15 protein-coding genes and 8 pseudogenes are annotated in these 21,878 nt (G+C 57.8%); 13 read left to right on the top strand and 10 right to left on the bottom strand.

Features of this window, described 5'->3' with window-relative positions; translation table 11 throughout:
- Positions 1 to 13: 13 nt before the first annotated feature.
- The 4 genes and pseudogenes from BSU04_RS48205 to BSU04_RS35050 all read left to right on the top strand — a co-directional run.
- Positions 14 to 721: pseudogene (locus BSU04_RS48205) on the top strand (transposase); the annotation flags it as partial.
- 887 nt (positions 722 to 1,608) lie between these two features.
- On the top strand, positions 1,609 to 2,850 hold the full coding sequence (locus BSU04_RS35060; protein WP_089164847.1) for an ISL3 family transposase: 1,242 nt from the start codon (positions 1,609 to 1,611) through the stop codon (positions 2,848 to 2,850).
- Between the two features lie 34 nt (positions 2,851 to 2,884).
- Positions 2,885 to 3,226: pseudogene (locus BSU04_RS35055) on the top strand (IS5/IS1182 family transposase); the annotation flags it as partial.
- A gap of 222 nt (positions 3,227 to 3,448) precedes the next feature.
- Positions 3,449 to 4,469: pseudogene (locus BSU04_RS35050) on the top strand (IS110 family transposase).
- A 141-nt stretch (positions 4,470 to 4,610) separates the two neighbouring features.
- On the opposite strand, the pseudogene BSU04_RS35045 reads toward BSU04_RS35050, so the two are convergent.
- A pseudogene (locus BSU04_RS35045) lies at positions 4,611 to 4,814 on the bottom strand (integrase core domain-containing protein); the annotation flags it as partial.
- A 23-nt stretch (positions 4,815 to 4,837) separates the two neighbouring features.
- Between BSU04_RS35045 and BSU04_RS35040 the strand changes: the two are divergent.
- The 4 genes and pseudogenes from BSU04_RS35040 to BSU04_RS48995 all read left to right on the top strand — a co-directional run.
- Positions 4,838 to 5,107: a DUF5372 family protein gene (locus BSU04_RS35040; RefSeq protein ID WP_086386713.1), complete on the top strand. Its 270-nt coding sequence runs from the start codon at positions 4,838 to 4,840 to the stop codon at positions 5,105 to 5,107.
- 197 nt (positions 5,108 to 5,304) lie between these two features.
- Positions 5,305 to 5,766, top strand: a complete 462-nt coding sequence (locus BSU04_RS35035) for a helix-turn-helix domain-containing protein (protein WP_062174231.1) — start codon at positions 5,305 to 5,307, stop codon at positions 5,764 to 5,766.
- Positions 5,767 to 5,777: 11 nt separating this feature from the next.
- Positions 5,778 to 6,065: a hypothetical protein gene (locus BSU04_RS35030; RefSeq protein WP_075359671.1), complete on the top strand. Its 288-nt coding sequence runs from the start codon at positions 5,778 to 5,780 to the stop codon at positions 6,063 to 6,065.
- Positions 6,062 to 7,216, top strand: a pseudogene (locus BSU04_RS48995) (recombinase family protein); the annotation flags it as partial. The gene BSU04_RS35030 and the pseudogene BSU04_RS48995, both read left to right, overlap by 4 nt.
- Positions 7,217 to 8,007: 791 nt before the next feature.
- On the opposite strand, the gene BSU04_RS48200 reads toward BSU04_RS48995, so the two are convergent.
- The 3 genes from BSU04_RS48200 to BSU04_RS35000 form a co-directional block, all read right to left on the bottom strand.
- Positions 8,008 to 9,137 (bottom strand): IS3 family transposase gene (locus BSU04_RS48200; protein ID WP_373452905.1). Its coding sequence is split into 2 segments (ribosomal slippage): positions 8,008 to 8,870 and positions 8,870 to 9,137, totalling 1,131 coding nucleotides; the frame shifts between segments, so codons are not numbered across the junction.
- Positions 9,138 to 10,769: 1,632 nt separating this feature from the next.
- The gene (locus tag BSU04_RS35005; protein WP_089164842.1) at positions 10,770 to 12,062 is read right to left on the bottom strand and encodes a HipA domain-containing protein; all 1,293 of its coding nucleotides are present in this window, start codon (positions 12,060 to 12,062) and stop codon (positions 10,770 to 10,772) included.
- A complete protein-coding gene (locus BSU04_RS35000) occupies positions 12,052 to 12,330 on the bottom strand; it encodes a helix-turn-helix domain-containing protein (RefSeq protein ID WP_089164841.1) in 279 nt (92 codons plus the stop codon). Before BSU04_RS35000 ends, BSU04_RS35005 begins: the two co-directional genes overlap by 11 nt.
- A gap of 342 nt (positions 12,331 to 12,672) precedes the next feature.
- Between BSU04_RS35000 and istB the strand changes: the two are divergent.
- Positions 12,673 to 13,204, top strand: a pseudogene (gene istB / locus BSU04_RS34995) (IS21-like element helper ATPase IstB); the annotation flags it as partial.
- A gap of 173 nt (positions 13,205 to 13,377) precedes the next feature.
- On the opposite strand, the pseudogene BSU04_RS34990 reads toward istB, so the two are convergent.
- The 3 genes and pseudogenes from BSU04_RS34990 to BSU04_RS34980 all read right to left on the bottom strand — a co-directional run bounded on the left by BSU04_RS34990 (position 13,378) and on the right by BSU04_RS34980 (position 16,661).
- Positions 13,378 to 15,608: pseudogene (locus tag BSU04_RS34990) on the bottom strand (Tn3 family transposase).
- Between the two features lie 454 nt (positions 15,609 to 16,062).
- The gene (locus tag BSU04_RS34985) at positions 16,063 to 16,371 is read right to left on the bottom strand and encodes a HigA family addiction module antitoxin (protein WP_089164840.1); all 309 of its coding nucleotides are present in this window, start codon (positions 16,369 to 16,371) and stop codon (positions 16,063 to 16,065) included.
- Positions 16,372 to 16,379: 8 nt separating this feature from the next.
- Positions 16,380 to 16,661 carry a type II toxin-antitoxin system RelE/ParE family toxin gene (locus BSU04_RS34980; RefSeq protein WP_089164839.1) on the bottom strand — a complete coding sequence of 94 codons (282 nt, stop codon included), beginning with the start codon at positions 16,659 to 16,661 and terminating at the stop codon, positions 16,380 to 16,382.
- 249 nt (positions 16,662 to 16,910) lie between these two features.
- On the opposite strand from BSU04_RS34980, the gene BSU04_RS34975 reads away from it, so the two are divergent.
- From BSU04_RS34975 to BSU04_RS48195, 3 genes and pseudogenes are all read left to right on the top strand, one after another.
- A complete protein-coding gene (locus BSU04_RS34975) occupies positions 16,911 to 17,177 on the top strand; it encodes a type II toxin-antitoxin system ParD family antitoxin (protein ID WP_089164838.1) in 267 nt (88 codons plus the stop codon).
- The gene (locus tag BSU04_RS34970) at positions 17,144 to 17,482 is read left to right on the top strand and encodes a type II toxin-antitoxin system RelE/ParE family toxin (protein WP_089164837.1); all 339 of its coding nucleotides are present in this window, start codon (positions 17,144 to 17,146) and stop codon (positions 17,480 to 17,482) included. Before BSU04_RS34975 ends, BSU04_RS34970 begins: the two co-directional genes overlap by 34 nt.
- Positions 17,483 to 17,689: 207 nt before the next feature.
- A pseudogene (locus tag BSU04_RS48195) lies at positions 17,690 to 18,106 on the top strand (DDE-type integrase/transposase/recombinase); the annotation flags it as partial.
- A 527-nt stretch (positions 18,107 to 18,633) separates the two neighbouring features.
- Here BSU04_RS48195 and BSU04_RS34960 read toward each other — a convergent pair.
- Positions 18,634 to 18,939, bottom strand: coding sequence for a hypothetical protein (locus tag BSU04_RS34960; RefSeq protein WP_144021440.1), 306 nt, complete (start codon positions 18,937 to 18,939; stop codon positions 18,634 to 18,636).
- A gap of 297 nt (positions 18,940 to 19,236) precedes the next feature.
- Between BSU04_RS34960 and BSU04_RS34955 the strand changes: the two genes are divergently transcribed.
- Positions 19,237 to 20,247, top strand: a complete 1,011-nt coding sequence (locus BSU04_RS34955) for a zinc-dependent alcohol dehydrogenase family protein (RefSeq protein WP_089164872.1) — start codon at positions 19,237 to 19,239, stop codon at positions 20,245 to 20,247.
- 212 nt (positions 20,248 to 20,459) lie between these two features.
- On the opposite strand, the gene BSU04_RS34950 is transcribed toward BSU04_RS34955, so the two are convergent.
- Together BSU04_RS34950 and BSU04_RS47220 are read right to left on the bottom strand one after the other, a co-directional pair.
- Positions 20,460 to 21,365, bottom strand: a complete 906-nt coding sequence (locus tag BSU04_RS34950) for a polysaccharide deacetylase family protein (RefSeq protein ID WP_089164835.1) — start codon at positions 21,363 to 21,365, stop codon at positions 20,460 to 20,462.
- Between the two features lie 206 nt (positions 21,366 to 21,571).
- Positions 21,572 to 21,878: hypothetical protein (locus tag BSU04_RS47220; protein WP_218827387.1), on the bottom strand; the 307-nt coding region annotated here is incomplete at its 5' end.

Genomic DNA, 21,878 nt, shown 5'->3' with positions numbered 1-21,878 from the left:
TTAACAATCCCTGCATTCGCCAGTGCGCTTGGCTGGGCTGATTGATTGTGCGCAACTAGGCACAGCGATGAGCGAGAGGTCGTCTCCCGCGCGGGACGAACGGCGACATCACCGCGCCAGATCGCCCGCCCTGCTTTATCTGCTACACGCTTCGATCCGACTGATGAAGAAGTCGTGTGGCAATTGGTCGGGAATCCCTACTTGCAGGTCTTCACTGGCGAGAAGTTTCTTTAAACGGAGCCACCGATCGATCCGTCGAGCTTGACGCGTTGGCGCAAAGCGCCTCAGTGAAGCGGTATCGAAGAGCTATTAGCGGCAACGATTGGAGCGGCCAAACGTGCGAGCATGATCAAGGCATCGTGCGTGAAACGCATGATTCTCGACACGACGGTTACGCCCAAGGCAATCGCCCATCCAACCGTTTCGCGTCTGCTGGAGCGGTGCCGTGTACATTTGTTCAAAACTGCCGCGCGCAACGGAGTCAAGCTCAGACAGATCCACAATCGGGAGGCGCCGCGCCTGGCACTGCAGATTGGCCGCTATGCGTACGCCAAGCAGTACAAGCGAATAGGAAAGCGTTGTGCAACTTGCGCTCGCGCGTGGGCCGGGTGTTGCGCGATGTCGACCGGCAGATCGACCGAACGTCTGAGCGGGGTCGCACGGCTCTGCTGGAACTTATTACCCGATGAAGCGGATTCTGTCACAGAGCCCCAAGGAGAGAGTAGCCCCGCGCCCTCTCGGACGTGGGGCCCCCGAAGAACGGAGCGTGCGACTTTTCACCGCACTCCGCTCGCCCAGCATTAAGCGTCGTGCTGACGCGGTCTCGCCAACCGCGCGAGCCTTCGCAGGCGGTCACATTGTTGATTCGCCTCATCGCTGAGACGAGGAGCGCTAAACCGTCTTGCAACGGTCACTCACTAGCTGCCCCCGATGATTCTCAAATATGGACCTGCGACAACAGCACCACACGGAAGTCTGCACCCTTTCGGATCAGCGCAAATCTTGAACCCCTATACAGCCCGTTTCAGCCTTCCGTTCGCTTTCTCCGCGTTCTCATACCTGCTTCCCCAACAGATCCCCTGGCGGGTCACCTGCCTTGTTCGAGGCCATGAACTGGGGCAGGGAATTAGGCTTACCACGTTCCCATACTTGCCGACGCAGCTTGACTTCGTTACGCCTGTCCGTTTAGCGTCTGTCTCTCCCCCGGTAGCGCTCGCGACGACGTGCTCTCGCCAGGGTGAACCGTCTTCTGAAGGGTACATTGTCCCCGGAGCTTCGAACGCGATCGTTGCCAATCGCGCACGTCCGGGTAGGCAACTGCCGGTCGTAGAGCAGGTCACGGCTTCAACTTCCAATCCTTAAATGCTGAATGTGACAAGGCAAGAATAAAGCTTTGCCGTCTACTACCCTTGCCGATTTGCGTCCGGTAGACGGTGACACGTGTCGCACACAAAAACGCCTCTTTCGAATCTCGAGTGGGTGGACTGCTGGGTCAAGTGCGGGCGCAAGCCCGGCGAAGCGAACACTTGACGCGCGTGGGGTAACCAAGCTGAAGCGGGGCTGGTTGCGGCAGAATGCGGCAATCAGCCCTGCAAGACCAAGCGAACGATGACGAACCAAACCCAACTCTTTGAGGCCGCCTTGGGAATCAAGGCACCGTGGTATGTGCAAGGTGTCGATTTCGGCACGGAACTGACGATTGCCGTGGACTTTGTCGCGGGCAGCCGGTTTGCCTACCCCGGGGTGCCGGGCGAACACCCGGTGCACGACACGGTCATCAAACGGCTGCGGCACCTCAACTTTTTCCAGTTCGACTGTTATCTGGAGGTACGCGTGCCGCGTGTGCGCCTGCCGGACGGCTCGGTGCGGCTCGTGGAACCCGACTGGATGGGCAAACTGGATGGCTTTACGCTGCTGTTTGGCTTTATGCTGCTGTTTGAAGCGCTCGTGCTGACGCTGCGCCGAGAGATGACTTTTGCGGCGGCGGCCCGCCTGGTGAACCTGTCGTGGTATCGCGTGAAGGCCATCTGTGATCGTTACGTGAACCTCGCGGTGGCCGCGACTGATTTGTCCGAGCTCACCGCGGTGGCCATTGACGAAACCTCGTGCCGACGTGGCCACGACTATGTCTCGCTGGTCGCCGACATGGACCGCAGGCGCGTGATCTTCGTCACGCCAGGCAAGGATGCCGGCGTTGTCGAACGCTTTGCCAATCACCTCGAGGAACACAACGCCGCGCCTGCGCAGATCAAATCGGTCAGCATCGACATGTCGCCCGCCTTCATCAAGGGCGTGGACGAGCATCTGCCCGATGCGCGCGTAACGCTCGACAAGTTTCACGTGATTGCGCACGCGTCCAAAGCCCTCGATGGTGTGCGCCGCGAGCAGCAGAAAACCGATCCCGCATTGAAGGGCATGCGCTGGTCGTTGCTCAAGGATGCTGACAAGTTGAATCTCGCTCAACTGACCGATCTTGAGGCGCTGATCAGCCAGTACACCACCAACCGCACCGCCCGTGCCTGGATGTACCGCGAGCAGCTGCGCGAGATTCTCGATCGCAAACAGATCCATGTGCTCTCCAAGATGTTGCGCCGGTGGTGCACTGGCGTCATGCGTTCCAAGGTCGAGCCCATGAAGGATGTCGCACGCATGATTCTTCGTCATTTCGACGGCATCGTCGCGTGGGCCCAGACGCGCCAGACCAATGGCTTCATTGAAGCCATCAACGGCCTGTTTCAGGCGGCCAAGCGCAAGGCACGCGGATACACCAGCTTCAAATCCATGCGAACCGTGCTGTTCCTCATCGCCGGCAAGCTCGACTTCTCAGCCTTCAACCCACATGCCTCGTAAGCCGCATTACCCACTCCACTTTTGAAATAGCCACAAAAACAAGCTCTACGCGCTGCACGCATCGGAAGTCGAATGTTTGGCCGGAGGAAAGGTTCGTACATCGTATGAAATTGGCGTGAAGGTGTCGATCACGACGACTTACAAAGAAGGACTGGCCATTGGCGCTCGCTCGATGCCGGGCAATGCTTACCGATCGGCGCACGCTGGCCGAGGCTTTGGAGCAAGCGGCAATCTTGAGTGGTGTAAGTCCCGAAATGGCAATCGTGGATCGCGGTTACAAGGGCGTCGCAATGGAAGGGGCGAAGATTTACCACCCGGGCTTGCGCCGTCGTATTTCGCGTGGACAAAGTCGATGATCCGACGGTGCAGCGCATTAGTCGGTCTTGCAGAATGGCGTGAAGCAAGACGCGGCGTGGCAACAGGGGTGAATAAAGAGTTGCGGACTCCCAGAAATGGAATGGACGCCTCCCCCCGTAAGGGCTTGCAACTGAAGCGGTTCGGCGAGATGGGTAAAGAAAGGTGGGTTCTCGCAACCGACGGCATCAGATGTGCCAAAGTGGAAGTTCTGACACGTACCACTTGAGATAGGAGAACCCAAATGAAGCTTACCGCAGTCGGCGTTGACGTTGCAAAACGAGTCTTTCAACTGCACTGGGTCGAGCCTGAAACCGGTGAGATCGTTAGCAAACAGATCAAGCGGGCGGCGTTCCTCGAGCATTTCGTGAACCGCGCGCCGTGTCTGATCGGGATGGAGGCTTGTGGTGGGGCGCAGCATTGGGCTCGCCGGCTGAATGAGATGGGGCATCAGGTGCGGCTGATGCCGGGCAAGGTCGTCAAGGCGTTCGTGAGCGGCAACAAGAACGATGTGGCCGATGCCCGGGCGATCTGGACCGCGGTGCAGCAGTCGAGCGTGAAGTCGGTGGCGGTAAAGAGCGAAGCGCAGCAAGCGGTACTGGCGCTGCATCGGATGCGACAGCAACTGATCAAGTTCCGCACGATGCAGAGCAATGGCCTGCGCGGATTACTAACGGAGTATGGCGAAGTGATGGCGGTCGGCCGGTCAGCGCTGAACAAAGCGATGACTGACGTGCTGCCCGCTTGAGCGAGCGACTGCCGGCGGCACTCGTGAACACACTTCGCGAGCAATGGAGCAGGCTCGGGGCATTGGACGAACAGATCGCCAACATCGAGCGCCGGCTGTCGGAGTGGATGAAAGCAGACAAGGCTTGCAGGACGATCGCGGAAATTCCCGGTGTGGGCTTGTTGACGGCGACAGCGGCCGTGGCGACGATGGGTGACGCGAGGGCGTTCCGGTCAGGGCGGGAATTTTCAGCCTGGCTCGGGCTGGCCCTGGTCAGGTTGGAACCGGCGGCAAGGTGAGGCTTCTCGGGATAAGTAAGCGCGGTGACACGTATCTGCGCACGCTGCTAATACATGGCGCCCGGGCGGTGCGAACGCACGCGAAAGAGCCAGGGCCGTGGCTGGAGCAGATCAACAAGCGGCGGCCACCAAACGTCGTCACGGTAGCGCTGGCGAACAAGATGGCGCGAACGATCTGGGCGTTACCGGCTCACGATCGCTCGTATGAACGAAGTTATGTGAGCGTCAAGCCAATGTGAGCGGCACGACAATTCGAAAACCAGTTTTGCAAAGGATGGGCACGTCAAAAGGTTGCGCAAGGTAATTGAGTGTGATGGCAAACAGAGGTGGCCCCGTTCGTTCGGACAGTTTTTTCGATTTTTAAGTGGAACGCTGGGCGGTCACGCTGCCGTTTTCATCGCGGGCAGCATCGCGAAGTAAGCTTCATCCGGGGTCTTGTCCGAAAGACTTGAATGAGGCCTTTGTTGGTTGTACCACGTCAGATAGTTAGCGATCGACTGCCGTGCCTGGCCGACGGACTCATAGGCCTTCAAATATATCTCTTCGTACTTCACGCTGCGCCACAGCCGTTCGATAAAAACGTTGGAGTCCGCAGACAACTGCGCCCGTGAGTGACGCTGGAAGCCGACGTTTTCAGGTAACTCATCCGTACCATCCCCTTCGTTTGCAAGAATTCGAACTGGTCCTTCACGCCCAGAACTGGCATGAGGACAGGGTTTGGTTTCACGATGCGAATGGCCGACTGCGGGCGCTGCCCGCCAGCTGGACGAGCGTCGTCGGCGAGGACCCATTCAACGTTATCGCTGCCGGGCGCGCCTTGTTTCGCGTGGAGGAGCTGCTTGAACTGGGGCGTTTGATCGCGACGCTGGAGCCATGAACAACACGAGCACGTGTAAAGCCAAATACGCCGCATCTGTAAATTAAATTATGCCGGATAGCGCATGCATGGTCACCTTGTAAGTCGACTTCGTTGCCTTTTATTGGCTTTATTCCCGGATATTTAACTTGCATCTTCATAAATATGGTACATAATTATATTTACATTTAGTTGATCGCCTTCCCCGGAGTTCGCGCATGGCGACAGACCGACGCAAAGAGGACAAGCACCGTGCGCTGCGGCAGCAGGCGAGCTTCAATCCGCGCCCCGATGCCGTGACGCATCCGCTGTTTCAGGACGAAGAGTTCTTCGATCCCCACGATCTGCTGCAGGTCAAGTACGAGATGCTGCGCGCGGTGCATGTGGACAGGCGCCCGATCAGCGAGGCAGCCAGGGCCTTCGGCTTCTCCCGGCCGTCGTTCTATCAAGCTCAGGCGGCCTTCGAGCAGGGTGGACTGGCCGGTTTGATTCCGCAGAAGACCGGGCCGCGCAGCGGCCACAAGTTGACGCCGGCGGTGATGGAGTTTCTGAATCGGGCGCGAGTTGCTGAGCCGACGGTGCGAGCGGAGCGACTGGCCAGCCTGGTGCACCAGAACTTCGGCGTCCAGGTTCATCCGCGCAGTATCGAACGACAGTTTCTGCGCCAAAAAAAACCGTAACGAAACCGTCCGTGCCCACTCCGGACCGTGCGTGCAATGACGGACTGATCTCGCGTTATGAGGATCTGAGGCAACAGGCACTTGGACTGCCGTGCGAGATTCCTCGTGGCCAGGGCCTTGTGCTGTTGATGCGCAGCGGCATGAGAGCGTGGATGCAGGCATGGGCCCAGTGCGCGACTACGGTTGTACGGCGGCCGCCGCCGGGTGAAGCAGAGATCATCCCCCTCACGCTGCATCAGGAGGCGACGATGATTCTGGCTTCAATGCTTCTATACGGGCGTCAGGAGGCAACAGCATGAAGAGCGATCCTCACCAGAAAGTCCAGGCGAGCCACCTGAAGCGCAACGCCTATCTGTATATCCGGCAATCCACATTGCGTCAGGTGTTCGAGAACACCGAGAGCACCAAGCGCCAATATGCGCTGCGCCAACGGGCGGTCGCCCTGGGTTGGTCCGAGGACCGCATTATTGTGATCGATAGCGACCTAGGCCAGTCCGGCGCGTCATCGGCAGACCGCGAGGGATTCCAGCGTCTGGTCGCCGAAGTTGGCGTGGGTCATGCCGGCATCGTGCTCGGCCTGGAGGTGTCGCGCCTGGCGCGCAACTCCGCCGACTGGCATCGGCTGCTCGAGATCTGCGCAATCACCGACACATTGATCCTTGACGAGGATGGCGTATACGATCCTGCTCACTTCAACGACCGGCTGTTATTGGGGCTCAAGGGCACCATGAGCGAGGCCGAATTGCACGTGCTGCGGGCGCGCCTTCAAGGAGGAATCCTAAGCAAGGCGAGGCGCGGTGAACTGCAGATGCGCCTGCCCGTCGGCTTCGTGTACAACGCCGCGGGCGCGGTCGTTCTCGATCCGGACCAGCAGGTCCAGCACTGCTTGAGGTGGCTGTTCGACACCTTCCGAGGTACGGGATCGGCGATGGCTACCGCGCGCGCCGCGCATCATCTCGAGCTGGCGTTTCCGCGACGGTGCTGCAAAGGTCCGCACAAGGGCGAATTGCTGTGGAGCAGCCTCGGACACAGCCAGGTAGTGCGCATTCTCCACAACCCAAGGTATGCCGGCGCATTCGTCTATGGCCGCACCCATTCACGCAAGACAGTCGATGGACGCACGCGTGTGGTTCGCGCCCCGCGGGACCAGTGGGATACGCTGATTCCGGGCGCCCATGCCGGTTATCTGTCCTGGGAAGAGTATGAGCAGAATCAGAAGCGTTTGCATGAGAGCGCACAGGCGATCGGAGCCGACCGGCGCCGAAGCGCACCGCGTGAGGGTCCAGCACTTCTTCAGGGAGTCGTGGTCTGTGGTCGATGCGGGAACCGCATGACGGTTCGTTACCACAGCCGCCAGGGCCGCCTGTGTCCCGAGTACATCTGCCAGCGCGAAGGCATTGAGCAGGCCGAACCGGTCTGCCAGCGCATCCACGGGGCTGCCATCGACGAGGCCATTGGTGAGCTGCTCGTCGAGGCGCTCAACCCGCTTGCCATTGAGGTAAGTCTGGCGGTTCAGCGCGAACTTCAGTCCCGCATCGAAGAAGCCGACCGTCTGCGTCACAAGCAGGTGGAGCGCGCCCAGTATGAAGCTGATCTGGCGCAGCGCCGCTACATGCACTGCGATCCGGAGAACCGCCTGGTTGCCGACTCACTTGAGGCTGACTGGAACCATAAGCTGCGAGTACTGACTGAGGCTAACGAGGAATATCAGCGTCGCCGTGAACAGGACGCGCGTATTCTGACGGACGAGCAGCGCGCCATCATCGTCTCGCTGGCGTCCAACTTCCCCCGGCTGTGGCGTGATCCCGCCACGCCCGACCGGGAACGCAAACGCATGATCAGGCTGCTTCTGGAAGACGTCACCCTGAACCGGGCCCAGCACGTTACCGCGCAGATCCGTTTCAAGGGCGGCGCTCACCGGACCCTCAAGCTGCCCTTGCCGCTAAAATCATGGCAGCAATGGGTCACACCCGCCGCGGTGATCGAGGAGATTGATGAGCTGCTCAATCACCATACTGTCCTGCAGATCGCGAATATCCTGAACGAACGTGGCGTCCCGTCGGGCACGGGTAGGCCCTTCAATGCAAAAATGGTCGCACGCGTGCAGCGCAACTACTGTCTGAAGCCACGCTATGATCGGTTGCGCGAAGCGGGTCTCCTAACGCTGCAGGAGATGGCCGAAGCGCTGCATATCACGCCGTCCCACGTGAAGATATGGAACCGTCGCGGACTCATCCGTGGTCACGCATACAGCGACAAGAACGAGTGTTTGTATGAGCCACCCGGCAACGATCCGCCCCGAAAAGCACAGGGCATTAAGCTGTCCTGCCGGCGCCGCGTTCCCGAAATCGTATCTGATCGCCTCAAGGAGGTGTAGTGTGAAGCGCAAGCCTTGTCAAAGCAATTCCCCTTACGCGACATTGAGGCCTGCATGCCGAATTGTTCAACCAGCTTCCGATAGTCATGAGCACAGTATTGACTTCCACGGTCCGAATGATGAATCAAGCCTTTCTCGGGGCGTTTGTTGCGCACAGCACGCCACAGGGCCTGCGCCGTGAGTCCTTGTGTCATGCGCTCACCCATGGCGTATCCAACCAACTCACAGGTGAAGACGTCCTTAATGCCGGCGACGTAGAGCCACCCCTCGTCGGTGGCACAATAGGTGATGTCCGTCACCCAGGCTTCGTTTGGCCGCGTTGGCGAGAACGTCTGGTTCAGCAGATTGTCGGCGACAGGCAAGTTGTGATTCGAATTCGTCGTGGCTTTGAATTTGCGCTTCTGCTTACAGCGCAGATTCAGCTCTCGGCGCAGGCGGGCGATGCGGTCGCGCCCGGCTATAAAGCCTTGTGCCTCAAGCTCAGGCTGCACGCGTCGCGTGCCATAGGTCTCGCGGCTCTGCTTGTGCACGGCCTTGATGGCGACTTTCAGGCGTTCATCAACCTGCGCACGTGGAGACAGCTTACCTTTTGACCAGGCATAGAAGCCGCTGCGCGAAACCTTAAAGGCACGGCACAGGACAGCAATTGGATAATCGAGTCGCATCGTATTCATGACCGCGTATTTGGCAGCGACTCCTGCGCAAAATACGCTGCCGCTTTTTTTACGATATCTCGCTCCATCCTGGTCTCCGCCAGTTCCCTGCGTAGTCTGGCTACCTCGGCTTCTAATTCGGGAACCGTGCGACTGCCTGGCGCCGTCACGGCGCCATTGCCAAGCTTAGCTGCTTTGACCCAAGTGGCCAAAGTCCCCATCGGAATGGCAATTCGCTTCGCCGCTTCATCTAGCGTCAGGCCCTGTGCAAGCACAAGCTTTACAGCTTCTTCACGAAGCTCTGGTGTGTATGTTCTTGGTTTCGTCGTGTGTGCTCCCATTGATAAAGTTTATCAAAAAGGAGTGTTCGGAAAATTCAGGCTACCTCAAATGGCACAGGCGGTCCTGCAAGCGACGCCGCTGAGCCGAACTTGGTCACGGGTCAACTAGATCAAGCGGCCCCGTCCGCTGTCGAGCCGGCTGTTCGGCAAACCGTTGATAACGATGTCTCGTTCTCCGCCGCCCGTCAGCAGTTTGCGCCAGCCTCCGTAACGCAGGTGATCACCGAGCCGCGCCGTCTCACTTCGGCAACTAGTTTGGACGATTTGCTAGGTATTGAACCGATAGCGGAGGCTCTGATAAAGACACTTGCAGGCAAAGCTCGTACTGGTCGCCTAGACGAAATGAAAGCCTTGGAACTATTGCGACAAATCGTGTCGCTCTGATTTGCATCGACAGGCCAGTTGAAATCACCGGTTGGACGCTTGGCAGGCTCACTGCGATAGCCCGCAAGAACGGTTCTCGCTGGTGCTCCAAGTGCGCGCGCGGCGCCGAAAGGGTTCTGGAATCTCGATGCGTGAAGAGGCCTGACCGGGATTCGTGAATATCTTAAGCTTCAGATATTTGCGAATCTCGGCCGACCCTCGAGAAGATGCGAGTCCTGCTGCAGGAGCAGCATGCGCGACAAGGCGTCCTAGCGAGCCTAATGCCGGCGCCTAAAAAAGAGGAGCCCCCTGAACCGGAGCCCGCGGTAATTGACTGAGCTTCGCGCTCGGAGATACATCAACGGCGGGGGCGGCTTCATTTCTACTACCGCGCGGTCAGCTTTAGGCTGGTTCCCATTCGGCGAGCTGCACGCTTCGGCTGGTGTCATGACTTGTTCGTACCGGCTATACGAGCTATCTTGAATGTATCGCTTCCAACGCGGCGTCGGACTCGCTTCTCGTTGGCAACGAAAATTGATTTATGGTACTAACCATTCGAATAATGCGGTGGGCAACATGGAATGGATCGAAGCGGAAGGAATGACTGCGCGATACGTCTTGTGGCTTGCGAAAACAAGGTTGGCTGAACGTTTAAACTCTAAGGTGGCTGCTGTTTGTGGCCGTTACGTTCCGATGGATCAATACGCTGAGATTGCGACGGCGGTTAAATCGGGGTTACAAAGCGGGTGCTGTTTTTTACTCAAAAATCCCCGTGACATCAGCGATGCATCCCTGTGGAGAGGCTTGTTCGCACTTCCTAAGTATTGGGAGCCGCCCGTGTTGCAATGTGAACCCCTGTGGCCGCGACATCAACGGCAAGCATACCGGTGGGCAGCATCGATACTTGCATACTCGGTTCGAACCGCGCTTGAAGACCTTCACGCGAGCTACATACCAGACGAGCTCATGCCGTCATTGAACCGGACGGTGCGCAGCTCGATTTATGAGAACCTTATTTCCACCCCTTCGCTGGGGTGGCGACTGAGCAAAATGCCGAGGGCGTTTCTCTTGGCGAACGCCCAATCCCGGCTGATCTCACGGCTTCCGAGTGCTGTAGGTTAATGGCGTACCGTTCGACCCATGTTTGCGTGGTGCAAACAATCGAAGCCGGCCTGCGCGAAGCTCCGATATATCTTAGGCGCGGCGGCGCGCGAGCCGGTTTCGGCCCAAGCTGCTCGGAAACCCGAGGTGTTGTTGCCTTGTGCACCCTTATGCGCGGGCCAGTTTTCTGCCCATTTCCTTGAGCGGCTTTACTTCAATACCAGTTAGCAGGCGATGCTCGCCGGCATTCGGCTTCGCAATTGCGTTGACCGCTTCCCTCACTTGCAGAACTTTGTCATCGAGACCAGCAAGGAATCCATCAAGCACACGCTCTGCCCCCGCTCGTCTTAACCCTAACTGCTCAGCAAACACAAGTACCTCGTCGCGTGTCACTTCATTGAAGAATTTAGCGTTCCCCAAAGGTATTGTCAGTTCGCAATTTGGCCACCGTTCCCCAGATGCCTGATAAGTAATATTGTTGTAGGCGACCGTGCTCACCATGTCATAAAACGGGGCGAGGTTGTAGCCACGGTCTGTCGAGAAAAAAGAAATGTTTTTGAGATGCGCATCGGCATTACCAATGAGTACGTTGAATACTGACCATTGGAAGATAGCCAGCCGGGTCGTGGCTTTGGTGCTTGTCAGTTCTATGCAGCGTCGAAGCGATTCGACATTCGCTTCGTGATACTTGTACGCACGGGATATGCCCAATAGCTGAGTCGCATCGAGCGTATGGCGCCGCGTAGCGGGTTGCGTCGAACTATCGCGGTCGAAACGGTCGATGAGGTAGCAGGGTGACGGCGCGCGCAGGAAATGAGTCGGTGGAACCTTAAGCCCCATCTTCCTCGCAAGCTGCATACAGAAAAACTCGTTTATAGCTGAGTGCGGATAATTGGTCGACCGTTGGTCTGGTTTGAGCAGGTGCATGGAGGGTTCGCTCCCGACCGGTTCAAACAATGTGCATTCGGGCGGTTGGCCATCCATTATCACTAGGAGTTTTTGTTGTGCACCTGCCGCCGACATTCGTTTAGGTGCCTTTGCGGTAAGGGCTTGCTGCGGCATTGCCTGAATACGTGTCTCGAGTTCTTCTAATGTGAGTATCTGACGGCCTCCAGCCGGCTCATCGTCGCCCTCACCCAGTAGCGTCAATGCGCCAGCCGTTTCGCGGCCAAAATACGAAAGCAGCCCCCAAGCGTCGCTTGTATCAAGTTTGGCTTCGCGGGCTATGACCTCACGCATAGCCTCTTCCGGCAACAAATTGTCGAAAAACCATTGGACCGGCCGCTCGCTTGAACCGTCGACGAGCCGTTCGACTGTCAGAGGAATCTTCGGAGAGAGGGGGAACGCCCCTTCGCTGTTGACCCAGTCATCTTCGTAGGCAAAGGACCATATGTCGTTCGTATCGAGTAGCGAACCGACGAGCCGCCCGTTCGCAAACGCGAATAGTTTTCTATTTTCCATGGGATGACCGACGTCGATGCGTAGCGGCTAAAACCGTTTTTCGCGGGATATCGACTGCGGTCTGGGCATGTAACGTCACCCCAAGCTCAGCCAGCAATTGCAGCACTTTCCCAATTTGCGCTGTCGGCTTGCCCGCTTCCACATGCGAGATAAACTTGGGCGACAAACCGGTCGCGTTGGCAAGCGTGTCCCGCGTCAGTCCTTGCTCCATTCGAGCTGCGCGGATCAACGTTCCTAATGCCGATGTCGAACCTATCGTATTGTCCAAGGTGTGCTCCGTCGTACCCGCTCGGTCGTATTATCGCATGTAGTGGCATGGAAATGAGATTTTCGTACCCGATCAGGTACGAAAAGTAGCTGCGACAGGTTTTTTGAGAGACTCGTATCCGATCGGGTACGAGAAGCGGATTTTAAACCTGTAATGGCCTATCGGTACCCGAGCGGATACTAGCCATTTGAGCTGTGTTCCCGCTCGTCTCTATCCGAACGCGCGGAATACGGGCAATAAAATGCTTGGTGAGTGCCAGTCATAGTTCTGCGATTTGGGGTCCCTTTGATTTTTGTGCAGTATACGGGGGTAGCGGGCCTCTGGCCCCATGCGGGTTTGCGAGTCGACGTCCGGCAAAGCCGCGGCTTGGACCAGCGCGTGGTTGCCACGCTCGCTAGTTGCGACTGGATCCGCAACGCCCAGAACATCATCCTGAGTGGACCGACCGGCGCCGGTAAAACCTGGATCGCGTGCGCCTTTGCGCAGCAGGCATGCCGCCAAGGGTTCTCCGCGTTATTACGTGCGCGCTGCGCGCCTGTTCGAAGAGTTGCGCATCGCCCATGGCGACGGCAGCTTCACACGCCGTCTCGCTCAGCTCGCCAAGATTGACGTGCTATTGCTGGACGACTGGGGACTGCAGGAACTCGATCAGAGCGCGCGAAACGACCTGCTCGAAGTGATCGACGATCGCGTGTGCTCACGCTCGACAATCATCACCTCGCAGTTGCCTCTTGAACATTGGCATGCGTGGTTGCAAGACCCCACGCTCGCCGACGCAATCCTCGACCGGCTCGTGCACCAACCGCATAGGCTTTCAATAAGGCCTACCCTTGATTTCAATGCAATTTGCGACGGTAGGTTGGTCTTGGTTTGATGCGGGTTTGCGGGCCGGCCCTGTTAAAATACCTCGCCAAATCATGAACTTCCTGTCTGGTCGTTTTCACATTTTGATCTCCCGGCCGAAGTGGTCGCGCTGCGGAGCGCCAATTGCCCTGCGCGCATCGGGCGGAATTCGAGTAGCGGCGCGCCGATGAAGATCACTGCCGGTCAAGCTAGCCGTCGCCGCTTCGCGTTCAGGTCGGCGGCGCTCGGCAGCAAATAATGCGTATAGCGTGCAATCGGAAAATCGAACGTTCCGCTCAAGTTGATGCCTTCGAGATGCCTCGGCGCGATGCGCCGCAAGTCGGCCGTCTGAACGGTCTCTCCACTCATCGCCTCTATCTGGTTGACCGCGCGCTGCATGTGGATCGTGTTCCACGCCATCACGGCATTGGAGAGCGGCGCCAGTGCCGAGGACACCGCCGCGAGCGAGTCGTGGTGCCTGGTCAGTTCCAGCGGAATCTTGCCGATGTGGATCGCGCGCTGCACGGTATGGACCGCCTCCCCACTATTGAGCACGTGCTGCAGTTCGGCGCGAAACGCCGGATTGGTGAAATAGTCGATCAGGTAAATCGTCCGGAATAGCCGCCCGATACGGACCCCGCCATCGTATACCGGCTGTCCGCGTGCGGCTGAACCGAAGCGCGCGAGCGCTTGCACCGCCGTGCATTGGCCGGTCTGCACCGAGGCGGAGACGCGAACGAACTCGTCCCAGATGCTCTCGATCAGGTCAATCCGCACGTCGCGATCGGTGACGGCAATCAGTTCCGCAGGGACGGTATGGTGCTGCGGGACGTGCAAGCGCCGGTCTCGAAGATGCGAGAGTCGTGGGCACAGGTCAAAGCCCAAGATTCTTGCGAGCCCCATCGCATAGTCCGTATTTATAAGGGTATCAACTTCAAGCTGGGCAACATCGTCGGCACCGCTTTGACGAATCACGCCCTCGATTGCTGCCCCGGCCTGGGGATCAGGAGCATCGCCTGACTGCGGAACGCGAAGCTGTGTTCGATGAAAACGGAGCCGTTGCGCAATGCGACGCGCAGCGCAAAGAGCGTCGCCTACTCGAAAGCCAACAGCGCTTTGTGTCGGTCATAGCCGTCGATCGCGTCGCGCCAGACACGTCCGAGTCGGATTGCTATGCGGTCCGGCAACGTGTAGGCCTTACGGGCATAAAGATCGCGCAGCACGTCAAGTGCGTTGATGACGGGATGGGTGGTCTGCGCTTCGAACGGCAGGCGGATGAGCCTCGCGAGGATCGCGCGCGCTTGCCCCCGTTTTGCGAGCAGGCGCGCGCGGACCAGACTGCGCCGGCTCGGCTTTCGGCGGTCAAGCGCCCGATCGGCCAGCTCGCATAAGCTCCTGCTGAGTTCTTCGCGCGCCAATGTTGCGTCAAGCGCGACCTTTTTCACCGCTGCTGCGAATTCGCGGAGACGCGCGTTTGGATCTAATTGGATCGATTCGACCTCACGCGTCGCGTCGTTGATCGCCTTCTGAACCCAGTGGCGCAGCATCGACAGCAGCTGATCGGTTGCGGAGCGCAGCGCGTAACGCATGAAGCAGGCTGCTTCCAGCCTGCGCGATCGTTGCTCGACACGCTTACTGACCGAAGGTGGCCGACGCGCGCAGCGCCGCGCGTAGTGCCGCACAGCGGCGTCGTTGCAAAGCGTCGGCCAGCCTTGATTCACACCAATCGCATAAAGGCGATCGATCTTTGTGAACACGTCACCCATCTGATGCGTAGACTGCCGCAGGGGTACGGCCCACAACCATTGCTGCAGGCTCCTATGTTCATTGGCAGGTTGTGCCAACAGCCGACTCCAGTTGTCCAGTGTCGCGTCGCCAAACGCACCAATAACTCCATCAGTTAGAGACCCCTCGACATCCTGCCCAGCCTTCACGATAAGCCGCTTGAGCAACCGATCGTGGACGATCAGGATGTGATGCTCGTAGAGCCAGCGTTTTAATTCGTACAGCAAGTCGTCGCGCTCGGGCCGACCTGTCAGGCGTTCCTTGAGCCAACGCACGACGTAGCGGCGCTGGTGCTCGGCCATCGGCCGGAAGCCGAGCGCCTGATATGCGGGACCTGGTGATCGATGAGCGTGCGAGTTCGCGTTTCATACAGCGTCCGCAGCGTGCCGAGATCGGGTGGATCGACTGCCAGGTGCGCGCCAAGGTGACTCCAGAGCACTTTGGGAACTTGCTTGTAGGCGTCGAGCGTGCGGCCGCTCATCCGGATAAAGCCGATGTGGAGCGCGACGGCAAGCCAGTATAGCTCGCCGCGACGCGCCTCGATCAGTGCACGCTCCCTCGCGGCAGGTGAAGAACGTGGCAAGGTCGAACTCGGTGAGCTCACGAGGGATCTGCCGGATGCCAAGATAAGTGACTTGCCAGTGTTCCATCGCGCTCGCCTCTAAGCGATTGGCGGACCGACGAGCATAGCGACAACAAATTGGCGGGGCAACGATTGTTGGCGGCGCTCCCGTCAGCACGGACACCAACGGTCGTCCAGCCGTGACGGAAGCGACTACCGAGACAGTAAGCGATTGATTTGATGCGATATTTTAATAGGGTCACCTCGCAAACCGACACCACGTATAGACCGGGCTACCGTCGCAAATTGCACTGGAATCAAGGGGACACCAAGTCGGGTCGCAAAGTCACTGGCTTGCGCTTCGAGTTCGCGCCTGATCCGCAAGGCACAATGTTATTTTAAACCATCGAATGTTTGGTGTGCGTTTGGCACATGGCGCCAAATAGACTCGTTTTATGAACATTAAGTTCGAGCACGGGCGCTCAGGCTTCGTACGCCAACTGGCGTACGTCGGCGCAAGCTTCTGCTTAGGACAGAACTTATTAAACGTTAGCCAGTTCTTTCGCCCGTTCGACGTGTGGCGCGCCGTGTGCGCGAGCTTGCCAAAGATCGTAAGCCGCTTGCTGTGAGACCCATAAATCAGCTCGGCCGCCATTTTCAATGCCTAACCACGCTTCGAGGCGAAGGGCCATGTCAGTTGAAATTCCAGCACGCCCGTTAAGAACGCGTGAAAAAGCTGCACGCGTGACACCAAGCTGCTCTGCAGCCTGAGTCACATTTAGCCCAAGCGCAGGCAGGACGTCCTCTCGAAGCGCCTCACCAGGGTGAGGCGGGTTAAAAATACGAGACATGTATTTACCTAGTTGTAGTCCTGGTAGTCCACCAAGATTGCATCAGTGCCTTCAAAGGTAAAAGTCATTCGCCAATTACCGTTTACCCAGACCGCAAAATGGCCTTCTAGGTCATCGTGTAGCGGGTGAAGCTTCCAACCCGGGAGATTCATATCCTGAGGTGACTTCGCCTCATCGATCCGGTCTAACTGACGTTTTAGCTTTTTGGCATGGTCAGGGCGATGACGTTCTGCTGGGGCTTCGCGATCTTCGTCGCTCCCGTTGGTCTGGCATACCTGTATTTTGCTCATGGCAGGTCTGGCGCAGCCGCCTGACAATGGAAATGCCGTATAACAGTATGTAAATTGAATACGTCATGAGTTGACCAAACGTGCGGTCGAACATCGCGCGCACGGTCGCATATTTGGTTCTTTGTTTGCCCGACGCCAACTACCGTTCACAGTCTATGCGCACCAAAGCCTAGCAATCACTTTGTATCTGTCGCGTCATAACCTAGCATCATTTTGGCAAAATTTGCCAAAGCGTGCTAGAGTTGTTTTATGACGACTATGAACATTTCCCTACCGGATTCGCTGAAGGCCTACGTCGACGAACAGGTTGGCGAGGGCGGGTACGGCACGAGTAGCGAATACGTCCGCGAACTGATCCGAAAAGACCAAGATCGCAAGCGTCTGCGCGCAATAATCCTACAGGGCGCAACTTCCGGCCTCGGCGCCCCTGTTGACGCCGACTACTTCGAATCACTGCGCGCTCGCGTGCGTACTTCTCGCAAATGTGGGCTAAGCCCGTCATACCGACAAGGCTAGCCAGGCAGGACGTGGAGGACGAGGTGACGTACTACCTCGTAGACGAAGGCTCGGAGCAGGCTGCGCTCGGATTCATCGCGGAGATCGAGCAGGCTTACCAGCGTCTCTCCAAGCACCCGAACATCGGGTCTCCCCGTTACGCGTACGAGCTGGGTATCCCGGACCTGCGGTCGTGGCAACTGGATCGCTATCCGCACCTAATCTTCTATATTGAGCGCGAGGCTCATGTGGAAGTCTGGCGCGTGCTCAACGGCAAGCGCGATATTCCGGCTTGGCTGGAGAGCAACGACGATGAGACTCATTAACAGCTGCTGCATGACGCCAGGTCCGTGAGGAGCATTCACGCGCTTCCCCCTTTTGCCGCCCCATCGTGCACGGACATTGCATCTAACCAGCAGCCCTCCCCGCCATGCGCAGACTGTCACCTCGCACCTTGGAGGCACCATATATCCGAATTTGTGCAGCGGGCCGCTGCACAAATTGATAACCCGCTCGCTTTAATACGCATAGGAATGCAAACTAAATTTCGATCATTCTATTTATGTCAAATTACAGCTGTTTCCGTCATTAGATTCTCCCAAGATGAATGCACACGCGCAGCACGCCTTTTACTTGCCGCCGGCAACGACGAACTCGCGAAAATTGTCTTGGCGCAAACGCCCAGCTATGCTGCGACGAACAGAGACTTGGGGATGGACGTTGAGCACCGCCAGCATAAGGAATTGAACAACCGGGCGCAGAACTCGCATCAACCAACACGGGTGCGCGAGAAGGTGATGCGCCGCTTCAAATCAGCGCGCCACCTGCAGCGATTCACTTCGGTCCACGATCAGGTGGCAAATCTGATTATCCACTGCCGCTACAACGCGAACTCTCAAGAGAAGCGGCAGGCGCGCACGCATGCCTTTGAAGCGTGGGAGGCGGCGACCGGCAATCCGATGCTGGATCGCCTTGCTGCACAAATCAGCAATATCCACGATCTACGTCTTCGCTTGTGCGACCTTTAGCAACGTGACAGTACCCGTCAATGGATGAAATTAAAAGTGATTGCGAATAGCTAGACGAACTGCCGCCTGGCGATTGGTCGAACAACGGTCGTCGCTTTAGTCTCACTCGTTTCACCCGCGTCCCAGCGGGCATCGATGATCAGTCGAATAGCAACTCCAATCGGTTGGAAACGTCGCCAGCGTAGCTGATACAGCAAGCGTGCCGCGCGGCCTTGCTGGGCTCTTCTCCTTGAAAACTTCGCATATTTCCAACCAGCGTGTCCCATCGGGTATGCCTCCGTCTTGCCGTTTATGACGGCGGTCGTGTCGACGCAAATGACCTCCCACGGTTTGGTTCACACTCCTTTATGACATCCCCACAGACCGATCACGAAACGACGTGCCGATCAAGTCAGAATGCCAGCACCGCATGAATTATCGATTGCAATCCACCAGCCGCCATTTGGTTGCTAACGCAGCATGTCGGCGCCGCTCCCTTCCAAAAGTGGACCGCCAGACTTCATTTCCAATCCCCAGGCACAGACATAAAGCGCGATACCATCGCCCTCGACGATTTGGCGCGTGCCGAACTCGATCGGCAGGTCAAGAGTAGCTGCAGTGAACTCGCGGATAGCCCCCAAGCCGGTCAAACGTTTCCCGGGTTTAGGCAATACCGCGGCGTCGTTTTCATAACACGCCACAGCAGGCTCGACGTCGCGACACGCACGGGCATCGACCAGTGACGCTATCAAGGATGCAGGTGATCGGGAAGTCATGGCATTGCACCCCTAAGTAGGAATTTTCCAAACTAACAAGATCAACACTCCAGAAAGGGATCGAGCATCTGATGATTGAAGTCATCGACCATTTCATGCTCATTCGGCCCCGGGCGAGAACGCGACGTGCCCGGACACTTTGTCTCACATTGAAAATATTACGTCCCGATAGGTCAATCAAAAAATTGTCCGCGCACTCATTGTTCGTTAAGTGGAAATTCAGATCAACATAAGGTGATGTTCAATGTCTTCAATGCGTTCGTTTTTCTATCGTTGGAATGTTTGGGAGGAGCCGTCGTGAGAGCTGTGCGCATCCGTGCTCCGGGAGGATTGGACCGGCTTGAGATCGTCGAACTCCCGGATCCAGGCGCGCCCGCTGCCGACGAAATCCGCGTGCGGATTCGTGCGAGTTCCTTGAACTATCACGACTATCGCGTGTCTTCTGGAGACGCTCCGAGCATTGATTGCCGCATCCCCATGGCGGATGGCGCCGGTGTCATCGAGGCTATCGGAGGGGATGTTTCGGACTTCGAAGTCGGTGACCGGGTTGTCTCCGTGTTCTTCCCTCAGTGGCACGACGGCCCTCCCCGTGTCGTAGGAGACTTCTCACACACGCCCGGCGATGGCGTGGACGGCTATGCGCGCGAGGTCGTGGTGCGCCCTTCCAGCTGGTTCACGCGAGCGCCAGCGGGCTACACATATGCCGAAGCTGCAACCTTGACGACCGCTGGCGTGACAGCGTGGCGAGCGCTTGTGTCGGACGGCAAGTTGAAAGCGGGCGACACGGTACTTGTTCTGGGCACGGGCGGCGTGTCCATATTCGCCTTGCAGATCGCGCGGTCCATGGGCGCTACGGTAATTGCAACTTCATCCTCGGATGCAAAATTGGAGCGGCTCAGCGCGATGGGCGCCGCGCATACCATCAACTACAGGACCCAACCGGACTGGGGGCGCGGAGTGACCGACTGGATGGGCGGTCAGGGGGTCGATCATGTCATGGAGGTCGGTGGCGCCGCCACCTTACCGCAATCGATTTCGGCGATCCGGATCGGAGGCCGTATATCGCTGATCGGCGCCTTGACCGGACGCTCCGGCGAGCTTCCGATCGTTGCTTTGATTGTCAAGAACGTGTGCCTGCAGGGCGTGACTGTCGGCAGCCGGTCGGACCAGACTGGCTTGATCGCCGGCCTGGAAACAACGGGCGTTAAACCGGTGATAGACCGAAGCTTTCCCCTGGAGGAACTCGCGCAAGCCTTTAAATACCAAATAGAGGGGCGCCATTTCGGCAAGATCGTGGTTGAGTTCTGAGGCCGTAATTGACGCATTCGAACGCTTGGGCCAATGACTTTCGTCCGCCTGGTCCAGACAAAATGCAACGCAATGCAACGCGAGAAAAGTTAAGCCAGCGTCGCGGTCGAGCGTGCGATTATCGGCGCAAGGCTCGCCGTTTCATTTCCGGCCGGACGAGACCGGAAATGAAACGGCCGGCAGCTACGGCCCGGATCTGCCAGAGAGGCCGATTACTGGCGCGAATTCTGAACGGCATAAGCGACCAGTTCGTCGTGTCGCGCGAACCAAACGCCATCCGGCAAGCTCTTTGCGTGTTTGATCAACTCTTCCACTATCCATATGCGCGAGCGGTTGGTGATCACGTGCGGGTGCATGGTGAGTTCAAAGACCCCTCCTTCTGCGTAGGCGGCGTCCAGTTCACGCTTGAAGATGTCAAATACTTGCGACGGTAGTGTGTAAGGTCGAAGTCCCTGAAAGCGATGCATCAAAAAATACACGGCGTCGTCACGAACCCAGTCAAAAGGCAGTTCGACAATGCCGGTAGGCTGCCCGTTCATCTCAAGTTCATAACAGTCGTCGTCCGCGCACAACGACGAGTCGTAAGCAAAGTCCAGATCTTTCAGAATCTGCAACGTGTGTTCCGAGAAATCAGCCGAGGGTGAGCGAAAACCTGTGGGCCGGTTGCCGGTTATCTGTTCAAGCGTATCCAGTGAACGGGCGATCAGATCGCGCTCGTCATTCATGCCCAGTTTTGAATTGAGCTCATGGATCCAGCCATGGACTCCTATCTCATGGCCGGCGTCGACGATTTCGCGTTGTTCGTCTGGATAGAGAAGCGCCGTCACGGCGGGCACGAAAAAACTCGCCGGCACGTCATATTTTTTCAACAACGAGAGAATACGGGGAACGCCCACTCGATTGCCATATTGACCCCACGCCAATCGATTGATCGACACTCCGCCATCACGCAACTCGTTGGTCTCATGGTCGGAATCAAACGAAAGCGCTACAACGCAGCGAGCGCCTCCCTTCCATTCCAAGGGCCGAAAACTGCGCCCGGCGCGTACCCGGTTCACTAGGCGACGCCACTCTTTTTCCGGCCATTGCCAAGGCTGGACTGTACTTTGCTCGCTCATTGCAATTCTCGCTTCGCGCACATGTCGCGCGATGTTGTTCAAGGAAGGGATCTGTTCGACACCGCAGCATGGTCAGTACTACTCTAAAGGCCCAAGGTGCTGACGCGAGCGCCCCTTCACGGATCGTCATTGAGTCGCTGTGCCAAGCAAGGACCTGCCGATCAGCAGCATCGCCGAGGCTACAGCAAACCAAGGTCGTCAGGCACCTACTGGCCAAGAAGCGGTAAATGCGCTGGGCTGACGAAGTGACGCATTGCATGGCGCAGGTCAAGGTCGCGGTTTTCAACGGGCGATTCTCGCTCCGCCGCATCTCGGCGCACCAGAAAGCCGCGGCACCGCAAATGCATCGGGCAGCAACGATGGCGAGAGCGTGCGAAAGCTGGGAGGCTCGCCGAGACAGCAAATCTTGATTTCTGCGCGACACCTGTTTCGTGTGGAGTACGATCGATATCGCAACGGCGGGAGAAAGCTATCCGGTTGATAATCGAAGCAAGGTTGGCAGATGGAGACAGC

Source organism: Caballeronia sordidicola, from assembly GCF_002220365.1.
GTDB lineage: Bacteria > Pseudomonadota > Gammaproteobacteria > Burkholderiales > Burkholderiaceae > Caballeronia > Caballeronia sordidicola_C.
The sequence above is the reverse complement of the archived record's forward strand: the minus strand, read 5'-3'. Positions and strand labels throughout refer to the sequence as shown.

What these genes read in the sequence shown, in the direction of transcription:
- BSU04_RS35060 (WP_089164847.1), top strand. Translation starts at nt 1,609, where the DNA reads ATGACGAACCAAACCCAACTCTTTGAGGCCGCCTTGGGAATCAAGGCA.
- BSU04_RS35035 (WP_062174231.1), top strand. Translation starts at nt 5,305, where the DNA reads ATGGCGACAGACCGACGCAAAGAGGACAAGCACCGTGCGCTGCGGCAG.
- BSU04_RS35005 (WP_089164842.1), bottom strand. Translation starts at nt 12,062, where the DNA reads ATGGAAAATAGAAAACTATTCGCGTTTGCGAACGGGCGGCTCGTCGGT.
- BSU04_RS34985 (WP_089164840.1), bottom strand. Translation starts at nt 16,371, where the DNA reads ATGTCTCGTATTTTTAACCCGCCTCACCCTGGTGAGGCGCTTCGAGAG.
- BSU04_RS34980 (WP_089164839.1), bottom strand. Translation starts at nt 16,661, where the DNA reads ATGAGCAAAATACAGGTATGCCAGACCAACGGGAGCGACGAAGATCGC.
- BSU04_RS34975 (WP_089164838.1), top strand. Translation starts at nt 16,911, where the DNA reads ATGACGACTATGAACATTTCCCTACCGGATTCGCTGAAGGCCTACGTC.
- BSU04_RS34970 (WP_089164837.1), top strand. Translation starts at nt 17,144, where the DNA reads ATGTGGGCTAAGCCCGTCATACCGACAAGGCTAGCCAGGCAGGACGTG.
- BSU04_RS34960 (WP_144021440.1), bottom strand. Translation starts at nt 18,939, where the DNA reads ATGACTTCCCGATCACCTGCATCCTTGATAGCGTCACTGGTCGATGCC.
- BSU04_RS34950 (WP_089164835.1), bottom strand. Translation starts at nt 21,365, where the DNA reads ATGAGCGAGCAAAGTACAGTCCAGCCTTGGCAATGGCCGGAAAAAGAG.